The following is a 1,770-nucleotide window of genomic DNA, read 5'->3' on the forward strand; positions in this document are numbered from 1 at the left end:
GCCTTGACGCCGAGTTCGGCGACGAGATGCTTGAGCTCCTGGACGTCGCCCGGGTGACCCCAGCCGGTGAGCAGGTTGATCTTGCCGACGGGATCACCCTTCTTGGCGAACTTCTTGACGAAGTCGCGCACCGCGATGTCATAGCCCGAGACCATCGAGCCGACGAAGCTCGGCGAGTGGATGGCCAGCAGGTGGACTTCGCGGTCGGCGTATTTTTCGGCGAGCAGACCTTCTTCCAACTTGGTGATCAGACCGTCGACGTCGTCGCCGATCACTTCGGTAGAGCAGGTGGTGATGATCGGCACCACCTTGACATGCGGGTAGCGCATCAGCAGCACGTCGACCGCGGTCTCGACCCGGTCGAGCGCGCCGAACACCGCGCCGTCTTCGTGCACCGAGGACGAGGCGATCTCGAAGCTCTCCTTGAGATGCTGGGAGATCAGGAGGCGCACGAACATCACGCAGCCTTGGCCGCCGTGAACGATGCCGATGCAATCCTTGATGCCGATCGACGCGAACTGGGCGCCGGCTGGCTGGCAGGTGAAGATCGGATTGATGGTGCCGATGCGGTCCTTGACTTTGACTTCGCAGTTCATGGGGAAATCCTCAGTAGTTCTGGACCGTCAGCTCTTCGTTGAGCGAGCCGTCGATGGTGAGCCAGTCGATGCGGGCGTGCAGCTTGTCGATCAGGGCCTGGATGTCCTCCTTGCCCATGCCGGCGAGCCAGGCGCAGCGCTCCTTGAAGTTGCGCGCCAGCAGCACCGCGTCGACCCAGTAACACTTCTCCAGCGGCGTCGGATTCTCGACCTCCTCGCCGGTCAGGATCTGTGCGGTCTTGCCGAGGATGCCCTCGTTCTGCTTGCGCCGGTCCCAGCCGCGCGAATTGAACTGCCACAGGCAGTTCTTCATGATGTAGTCCTCGAGCTCGGAGACCTTGGCGCGGGTCTGCGGATCGACATCGGCGAGCGGATCGTGGGTGAAGCGCTTCGGGTAGTTGGCGCGCGCCACGTCTTTCTTGCTGTTCTTGGCCATAAAAGCTCTCCTACTCGGCGGCCTGGGTGGCGGCGCGGCGCGGAAACACCGGATAGTCGGCATCCGTCTTGGCGCGGATCGCAGCGATCGGGTCGAACTTGCCGCTGTAGCCGGTCATCGGCGAGGCCTTGGCGGCATCGGACAGACCCGCATCGGACAGCATGCGCCGGGTGACGAAGCCCTTGTCGGTCGCGTAGTCGTCCTTGGAGATGTCGATCGCCGACAATTGGTGGATCGGCGAATAGATCGCGTTGTAGATGTCGCGGGCGAAGCGGACCCAGCCTTCGAAGCCCTTGTAGGGGCCGTTGTGATAAGCGTGAGCGTTGAGATACGGCACGCGCATCTTCTTGGCGACTTCGCCGGGCCGCTTGCCGGTGAAGATCACATCGGGCTTGAGATTGCGCAGCGCTTCCTGGCCTTCGAGTTCGTTGGGATCGTCGATCGCCAGCGCACCTTCGCCGCAACGCGACACGCCCTTCTCCATGTCGCCCTGATGGCCGAACTTGGTGTAGACCGAGACGACCTTGACGCCCATTTCCTCCTGGATAGCGTGCGCCCAGTGCCAAAGCTTGGAGCCGCCGGGCCACAGGCAGACCTTCTTGCCCTGCAGGCGTTCCTTGTACCAGGCCAGCTCCGGGCCCCACTTGGCGGTCTCTTCGGCGATGATCGCCTCGGCGCGATCCTCGATGCCGAAGAACAGGCGATCTTGCGCAATGAGTCACCGAGCGCCTTGTGGCC

General features: G+C 63.0%; 3 protein-coding genes. All 3 read right to left on the reverse strand.

The annotated features are described in order from the left end of the window. Nucleotides 1-596 (reverse strand): nitrogenase component 1 (locus I5M_RS15685; RefSeq protein ID WP_022722261.1); only part of this gene is annotated, 596 nt, incomplete at its 3' end. A gap of 10 nt (nt 597-606) precedes the next feature. Beyond that, a complete protein-coding gene (gene anfG, locus I5M_RS15690) occupies nt 607-1,032 on the reverse strand; it encodes a Fe-only nitrogenase subunit delta (protein ID WP_022722262.1) in 426 nt (141 codons plus the stop codon). A 10-nt stretch (nt 1,033-1,042) separates the two neighbouring features. Continuing rightward, nucleotides 1,043-1,747 (reverse strand): nitrogenase component 1, encoded by a 705-nt coding sequence (locus I5M_RS29870; protein ID WP_307706345.1) that lies wholly within the window; start codon nt 1,745-1,747, stop codon nt 1,043-1,045. Nucleotides 1,748-1,770 lie beyond the last annotated feature (23 nt).

The organism is Rhodopseudomonas sp. B29, assembly GCF_000333455.1.
Lineage (GTDB): Bacteria > Pseudomonadota > Alphaproteobacteria > Rhizobiales > Xanthobacteraceae > Rhodopseudomonas.

Excerpts from the sequence above, each read along its gene's own strand:
- anfG (WP_022722262.1), bottom strand. The coding sequence starts at position 1,032 with ATGGCCAAGAACAGCAAGAAAGACGTGGCGCGCGCCAACTACCCGAAG.